Source organism: Dactylosporangium sp. NPDC051087 (genome assembly GCF_055586325.1).
In genome coordinates this window covers 81709-88240 of record NZ_JBVJIJ010000023.1, presented here as the reverse complement: position 1 = coordinate 88240, position 6532 = coordinate 81709, and the positions used below count along the sequence as shown (strand labels likewise).

Below are 6532 nucleotides of genomic sequence, written 5' to 3'. Positions count from 1 at the left end.
ACGTCTGTCTCCGGGGGGCCGCCGGCGGCTGGGATGCCGGAGCCGTCGGCGGCGTGGCCGGCCGGGTCCGACCGGACCGACCCCGTTCCGGGCCAGGTCTCCCCCGCGGCAACGGCGGACGGGGCGCCCACCGCACAACCCTCGGACCCCGCACTCGCATCGACGGCGCGCCCTGCCGGCTCCGCACCCGCTTCCACGGCACGGACCGCGGCCGCCGGACCGATGTTCCAGCTGATACCCGATCCCGCGCCTGCGCCCGCTCCCGTTCCGGCGGGGCGGCCCGCGGGACGGCTCCGGGCGCTGCTCGTCAGCGCCGTCGTCGTGCTCCTCGTCGCGGCCGGTGTCGGGTACGCCATCAGCCGCGACGACGACAAGGACGGCTCCCAGCCGCAGCAGGCGGCCGGTGCCGGATGCGCGCCGGTGGCCGGCGAGGGGCTCGTCCCGCTCACCGACGACCGGCACGCGCTGCGCGCCGACAACCTGGTGCCGGTCATGCGGAAGGCCCAGGTGGTCGGGACCGTCGTGCGGCAGCTCGACCTCGTGTCCGCGGCCCTCGACACCCGCAAGCTCGCCGGGCTCAACCGGCGCCTCGACGCCGGCGCCGCACCCGCCGACGCCGCCCAGGAGTTCGCGGCCGCGAACGGGCTGACGAAGAAGGTGGACCTGCGGCTCACGTACGGCATGACGATCGGCACCACCAAGCTCCCGGAGCAGCAGGTCGTCGCGCACCTCTACCGGATCTCGCTCGAGGCGGCCGGCTACCTGCCGGTGATCCAGCTCTTCGACGACCGGGCCGGCCTGCACGCCGCGCTGGTCGCCGGCACCGTGAGCATCGCGCCCGAGTACGCCGGCAGCTACGCCGCGTTCCTCAACGACGCCGAGCACGGCCTGCCGAACCGCTTCGCCACCGCCGACTTCAACACCTCGACGCTCGAGCTCCTCGGCGGCAAGGCGGGGCTCGCGTTCGGCGCCACCTCACCGGCCGCGTCGCAGGACGTGTTCGCCGTGTCGAAGGCCTTCGCGGAGCGGCACCGGGTGACGAGCCTGGACGAGTTCGCCCGCGCCTGCTCCGGCACCGCCACGGTCCTGGCCGTACCGGCCGACTGCCCCGCCGGCTACCCGTGCCGGCAGTCGCTCGCCGACGTGTACGCCCTGAACGCCGGCACCTTCACCCAGCTGCCGGACCGGGGGGCCGCCGCCCGTGCCGCCCTCACCCAGGGCACGGCGTCCCTCGCCCTGCTCTCCAGCACCGACCCCGCCTTCGCCTGATCGGCCTTTGTCGTCTCAGGGGCGGTCACCAGCGGACGGGGCCCTCGTCGTCGAAGAAGCCGCCGGTCGGGCCGTCGTCCGGGAGGGTCGCGAGCCGCACCGCGATCTCCGCGCCCTGCGCCGCGGTCCGGAACCCGCTGTGGTGGTTCAGGTCGGTGGCGCAGTAACCGGGGCACCCGAGGTTCACCAGGACACCCGTGTCCCTGAGCTCCTTCGCGTACTGGACGGTGACGGCGTTCAGGAAGGCCTTCGACGGCGCGTACGCGGCCGACGGCGGCATCCCGCCCAGCGGCCCTCCGGCGTCGGTCTGCTCGGCGAACGACCCGACGGAGCTGGACATGTTCACGATCCGTGGCCGCGCCGACCTGCGCAGCAGCGGCAGGAGCGCGTTCGTCACGCGGATCACCCCGTACACGTTGGTGTCGACGGCCGCGTGCACCACGGCCAGGTCGACGGTGCTCGGCTCCTGCGGCGTGCCGCCGATGATCCCGGCGTTGTTGACGAGCACGTCGAGCCGCCCGTACCGCGCCCCGACCTCGGCCGCCGCGGCGTCGACGCTCGCCTGATCGGTGACGTCCAGCGCCACCCCGAACGCGTCCGCGCCGCCCGCCCGCAGCTTCGCCACCGCCTCCTCCCGGCGTTCCGCGTCACGCGCCCCGACCCCGACGGTCCAGCCGAGCCCGCCGAGCCGCGCCGCGATCTCGAAGCCGATCCCCTTGTTCGCGCCGGTCACCAGCGCGACGGTTGCTGTGGTCATGCCCTCGATGCTGGTTCGCGCCGGCCACCGCGGCCAACACCGTCTCGGTCAGGACCGATACCGTAGCGGTATGGAAACGCGGGAGCTGGCGTATTTCGTCGCGGTCGCCGAGGAGCTGCACTTCGGCCGGGCCGCCACCCGCCTCGGGATCGCCCAGCCGCCGCTGTCCAGGGCGATCCGCCAGCTGGAGCGCCGCCTCGGCGTCACCCTCCTCGAACGCACCAGCCGCTCGGTCGCCCTGACCCCGGCGGGCGAGGTCCTGCTCCGGGAGGGCCGCGCGGCCCTGGACGCCGTCGCCGCCGCCGACCGCCGCACCCGCCGCGCGGGCCACCCCGCCGCCCGGCTCGTCCTCGCCACGAAGTCCGGCGCGGCCGGCGACCTGCTGCCCGCCCTGCTGTCCGCGTACGCCGCCACCCCCGCCGCCACCGGCCCCGACGCCGTCACCGTCGAGGTCCTCCTGTGCGGCATCGGCGAGCAGGAACGGCTCCTGCGCGACGGCCGCGCCGACGTCGCGCTGCTGCACCTGCCGTTCGACGACCCGACCGGCCTGGACACCGAGGAGCTGCACACCGAGGGCCAGGTCGCGGTCCTGCCCGCCGGCCACCGCCTGGCGGGCCGCCCGCACCTGCTGACCGCCGACCTGGCCGGCGAACCGTTCCCCACCTGGCCCAAGTCCCGCACGTCGCCGTCCGGCCGTTCACCGGACCCGTCGTCCGGCCCTGTATACGGCCGCTCGTCCAGCTCTTCGTCCGGCTCTTCTTCCGCGCCGTCGTCCGGCCGTTCATCCAGCCCGTCGTCCGGCCGTTCGTCCAGCCCGTCGTCCGGCCCGTCGTCCAGCCTTCTGCACGGCCGTCCGTCCGGGCCTGAGGTGCGCGACAGCACGCAGCTGTACCAGCTGATCGCCCTCGGCATGGTCATCGCCACCCTGCCCGAGTCCAGCCGGTCCCAGCTGCATCACGACCTGGTCGCCGTCCCGGTCCTGGACGCCCCGCCGGTGACCACGATCATCGCCTGGCCCCCGCACAGCCGCTCCCAGGCCGTGGCCACCCTGATCCGCTGCGCCCTGGACCTCACCGCCACCCCGGTGCCCTGAACCCCACCACCGACCACGCCGTCCACGGAAGTCGCCGTCCTCGGCCGCGTCCACGGCGCCGCCCTGCAGTCACCGCCGTCCACGATCATCGCCCACAGCCACCCGTCCGCAGTCACCGCCCCACAGCTACCCCGTAACGGTCATCGCCGTCCACGCTTATCGCCGCGCCGCCGCACCCGTCCACGGTCACGTCGTCCGCGGTCACCGCCGTCCGCGTCGCCGTCGTCGGCGACCCCGGTGCGCCCGCGCGTCCACAATGGACACTGCTCGGTGCGGGGTCGCGTGTCAGGCCGGCGCCTGCGCGTCCGCGGGGGCCATGCGGGCCAGCTCGCGGCGATACCAGCCGATCTTCTCCTTGATCCGGGTCTGCTCCTCGCGCAGGTCGGCGATCTTCTGCTCGATGTCCCGGTCGTGCTCCTCGAGCAGCTCGGCGCGCTCGGCGAAGGTGACGTCGCCGTCGCGGGCGAGCTCCGCGTAGCGCCGCATCCTGGCGATCGGCATGCCCGTGTCGCGCAGGCAGCGCAGGACGCCGAGCCAGTCGAGGTCGTCGTCGGTGAACAGGCGCTGGCCGCCGGCGGTGCGGTCGATGCCGTCGAGCAGGCCGATGCGCTCGTAGTAGCGCAGCGTGTCGAGGCTGAACCCGGTCTTCTCAACGGTCTCCCGCGGCGAATACGGCATGCCTCATTTTCCCACGAGCGCACGCATCCCATCGCCCACCTCACGCATGGTCACCAGCACCTCACCCACCGGCACCGTGCCCGGCTCCCAGTTGGCGAGGACCGCGTACGTACACCCACCGGCGACACCGACGTCGGCGCGGACCCCGTCGTCGGTGCCGGTCTTGTTGCGCAGCGTCACGCCGGCGTGCGACAGCGGGTCCAGGGCGAACGCCGACGCGACCATCGACAGGTCCGCCGACGTGCGCATCCAGCCCAGGACCCGGTCGCCGCCGTCGACGTCCGGCAGGCGGTGCAGCAGCAGCGACAGCTCGCCGGCGCTGCCGGACGACAGCCGCGCCGGGTGCTCGGCCGTCCGCACGTCACGGACCATGTCGTGCAACGCCGTCGCGGTCAGGCCGAGCTCGGCGGTGAGCGCCGTGACCCGGTCGAGGCCCACGTGGTGCAGCAGGACGTTGGTCGCGAGGTTGTCGCTCACCGACGCGACCAGCACCGCCAGGTCGTGCGCGGGCAGCACGTCGGCGCGCAGGTGCTGCCACAGCCCGGAGTCCGCGACCGGCGGCACGTCCCGCCGGTCGCACGGCAGATCCGGCGGCAGGGCGCGGGCGACCTCGATCAGCAGCAGCAGCTTGCCGACACTCGCTGTGGACAGGACGAGGTCGGGCTGGTGCTCGTACACCACCTGACCGGCGCGATCACGGACGCATACGGACCAGAGGACGGCGCCGTCTGTCCCCTGACCGGTCGGCGCATTCCGCCGGACCGTCAGATCAGGCCAGTCCACGCCCGGTCGATGGCGAGGCATGCGTTACACCCCCCGCACCTTGCTCGTGGCCGTGACAGCACTCGCCGCCGTTGTGCTCGCCACGCTACCGGCCGCCGCCGCCCCGGCCGCAACCTGGTGGAAACCCGCCCCGGGCGCGACGTGGCAGATGCAGTTCACCGGCAAGCTGGACACGTCCGTCGTCGCCGACGTGTACGACATCGACGGCGCCGACTCGGCGAAGGCGCAGGTCACCCAGTTGCACGCGGCCGGCCGGAAGGTGCTCTGCTACGTCGACGCCGGCTCGTGGGAGAACTGGCGCACCGACGCCGCCCGCTTCCCGGCCGCTGTGCGCGGCAAGGCCCTCGACGGGTGGGCGGGCGAGCAGTGGCTCGACATCCGCCGGTGGGACACGCTGCGCCCGATCCTCGCCGCCCGGTTCGCGACCTGCAAGGCGAAGGGTTTCGACGCCGTCGACCCCGACAACATGGACGGCTACGCCAACCCGACCGGCTTCCCGCTGACCGCCGCCGACCAGCTGCTGTTCAACCGCCGTGTCGCGGACCTCGCGCACTCGCTGGGCCTGGCCGTCGGGTTGAAGAACGACCTGGAGCAGATCACCGAACTGCAACCGTCGTTCGACTTCGCCGTCAACGAGTCGTGCGTGCAATGGAAGGAATGCTCGATGCTTCGCCCGTTCGTCGCCGCCGGCAAGCCCGTCTTCCACGTCGAGTACAAGGCGTCGCTGTGCCCCGCACCGGCGACCCTCCGCCTCAGCTCGATCCGCAAGAACCTGCGCCTGGACGCCTTCCGCGCCACCTGCTGACCCCGCCCCCGGCTACTCCTGCGGCACCGCGATCGTGATCGCCTCCGGGACGGCACGGGCCTTGAGTTTGCGGACCTTGGTGCGTGCCCCGCCGTCGAGCTCGAGGAGCACGGGTTCCGCGAACCGCACCTTGACCTTGTGCGCGCTCGCCACCCGCACGAACGGCGATCCGTCGGTACGCCCAAAGGCCATCCGACCGAGCGTCCTCGCCCATTGCAGCGCCCCTTCGGCCGTCGACACACCCACTTCGAGCCGCCCGTCGAACGGACTCGCCTCGTCGAACGCCTCGATCCCCCCGGCAATGGTGCCGATGTTGCCCAGCAGCACACACGTCGCCGGCCCGTCGAACCACTCGGCGCCGTCGATCTCGACCTTGACCCCGACGGGTTCGTCGCGGACATGGCGCACGGCGGTGCCGAAGTACGCGAGCTTCCCCGCCCTGCTCTTCATCCCCCTGTCCGCGTCGTCGATCATCGCCGCGTCGAACCCGGCACCCGCCATGACCGCGAAGTGCTCGCCACCCACTTTCCCGAGGTCGAACCGCCGCCGCTGCCCTTCGAGCCCGATCCTGACCGCCTCCGCGATGTCCTGCGGAACACCGAGCGAGGTGGCGAACAGGTTCGCGGTCCCGGCGGGCACGATCGCGAGGGTCACGTCGGACCCCGCGAGCGTGTCGACGCACCGCTGCACCATGCCGTCGCCACCCCACACGAACACGAGGTCCGCCCCCCGATCGACCGCTTTGCGCAGCTGCTTCGGCGCCTTGCGGCTCTTGGGCACCTCGCGCCAGTCGGGGGTCTCGACGCCCGCGCCGGTCAGGACCCTGCGCAGCTCGTCGAGCCCTCCACCGATGCTCTTCCCGGAGTGTGCGATGACAGCGACATTCACACCCGTCCCGGTACCCACCGACGCGTCCCGCTAAGCGGCCAGGCCCGCAAGGCGCGCCCGCTAAGCGGGCAGGCCCCGCAAGGGCGCCCACTTGGCGGGCGCGCCAAGCTGCCAGGCCCGCAGGGTGCCCGGCCCGCAGCGCGCCCAACCCGCAGCGCGCCCAACCCGCAGCGCGCCCAACCCGCAGCGCGCCCAACCCGCAGCGCGCCCAACCCGCAGCGCGCCCAACCCGCAGCGCGCCCAACCCGCAGCGCGCCCT

General features: G+C 73.5%; 7 protein-coding genes. 3 read left to right on the top strand and 4 right to left on the bottom strand.

Annotated elements, in window-relative coordinates; genetic code table 11:
- The first annotated feature begins 222 nt into the window (after positions 1-222).
- A complete protein-coding gene (locus tag ACZ6TV_RS37580) occupies positions 223-1269 on the top strand; it encodes a glycine betaine ABC transporter substrate-binding protein (RefSeq protein ID WP_465303066.1) in 1047 nt (348 codons plus the stop codon).
- A gap of 25 nt (positions 1270-1294) precedes the next feature.
- Here ACZ6TV_RS37580 and ACZ6TV_RS37575 read toward each other — a convergent pair whose 3' ends face one another.
- On the bottom strand, positions 1295-2026 hold the full coding sequence (locus ACZ6TV_RS37575) for an SDR family oxidoreductase (RefSeq protein WP_465303064.1): 732 nt from the start codon (positions 2024-2026) through the stop codon (positions 1295-1297).
- 70 nt (positions 2027-2096) lie between these two features.
- On the opposite strand from ACZ6TV_RS37575, the gene ACZ6TV_RS37570 reads away from it, so the two are divergent.
- The gene (locus ACZ6TV_RS37570) at positions 2097-3119 is read left to right on the top strand and encodes a LysR family transcriptional regulator (protein ID WP_465303062.1); all 1023 of its coding nucleotides are present in this window, start codon (positions 2097-2099) and stop codon (positions 3117-3119) included.
- Between the two features lie 285 nt (positions 3120-3404).
- Here the strand turns inward: ACZ6TV_RS37570 and ACZ6TV_RS37565 are convergent, their stop codons facing one another.
- Positions 3405-3797 carry a MerR family transcriptional regulator gene (locus ACZ6TV_RS37565; protein WP_465303060.1) on the bottom strand — a complete coding sequence of 131 codons (393 nt, stop codon included), beginning with the start codon at positions 3795-3797 and terminating at the stop codon, positions 3405-3407.
- 3 nt (positions 3798-3800) lie between these two features.
- The gene (locus ACZ6TV_RS37560; protein WP_465303058.1) at positions 3801-4601 is read right to left on the bottom strand and encodes a serine hydrolase; all 801 of its coding nucleotides are present in this window, start codon (positions 4599-4601) and stop codon (positions 3801-3803) included.
- Between the two features lie 31 nt (positions 4602-4632).
- Between ACZ6TV_RS37560 and ACZ6TV_RS37555 the strand changes: the two genes are divergently transcribed.
- Positions 4633-5385, top strand: a complete 753-nt coding sequence (locus tag ACZ6TV_RS37555) for an endo alpha-1,4 polygalactosaminidase (RefSeq protein ID WP_465303056.1) — start codon at positions 4633-4635, stop codon at positions 5383-5385.
- A gap of 12 nt (positions 5386-5397) precedes the next feature.
- Here ACZ6TV_RS37555 and ACZ6TV_RS37550 read toward each other — a convergent pair whose 3' ends face one another.
- Positions 5398-6273 (bottom strand): diacylglycerol/lipid kinase family protein, encoded by an 876-nt coding sequence (locus ACZ6TV_RS37550; protein WP_465303054.1) that lies wholly within the window; start codon positions 6271-6273, stop codon positions 5398-5400.
- Positions 6274-6532: the final 259 nt, after the last annotated feature.

What these genes read in the sequence shown, in the direction of transcription:
- ACZ6TV_RS37580 (WP_465303066.1), top strand. Translation starts at nt 223, where the DNA reads ATGTTCCAGCTGATACCCGATCCCGCGCCTGCGCCCGCTCCCGTTCCG.
- ACZ6TV_RS37565 (WP_465303060.1), bottom strand. Translation starts at nt 3,797, where the DNA reads ATGCCGTATTCGCCGCGGGAGACCGTTGAGAAGACCGGGTTCAGCCTC.
- ACZ6TV_RS37575 (WP_465303064.1), bottom strand. Translation starts at nt 2,026, where the DNA reads ATGACCACAGCAACCGTCGCGCTGGTGACCGGCGCGAACAAGGGGATC.
- ACZ6TV_RS37560 (WP_465303058.1), bottom strand. Translation starts at nt 4,601, where the DNA reads ATGCCTCGCCATCGACCGGGCGTGGACTGGCCTGATCTGACGGTCCGG.
- ACZ6TV_RS37570 (WP_465303062.1), top strand. Translation starts at nt 2,097, where the DNA reads ATGGAAACGCGGGAGCTGGCGTATTTCGTCGCGGTCGCCGAGGAGCTG.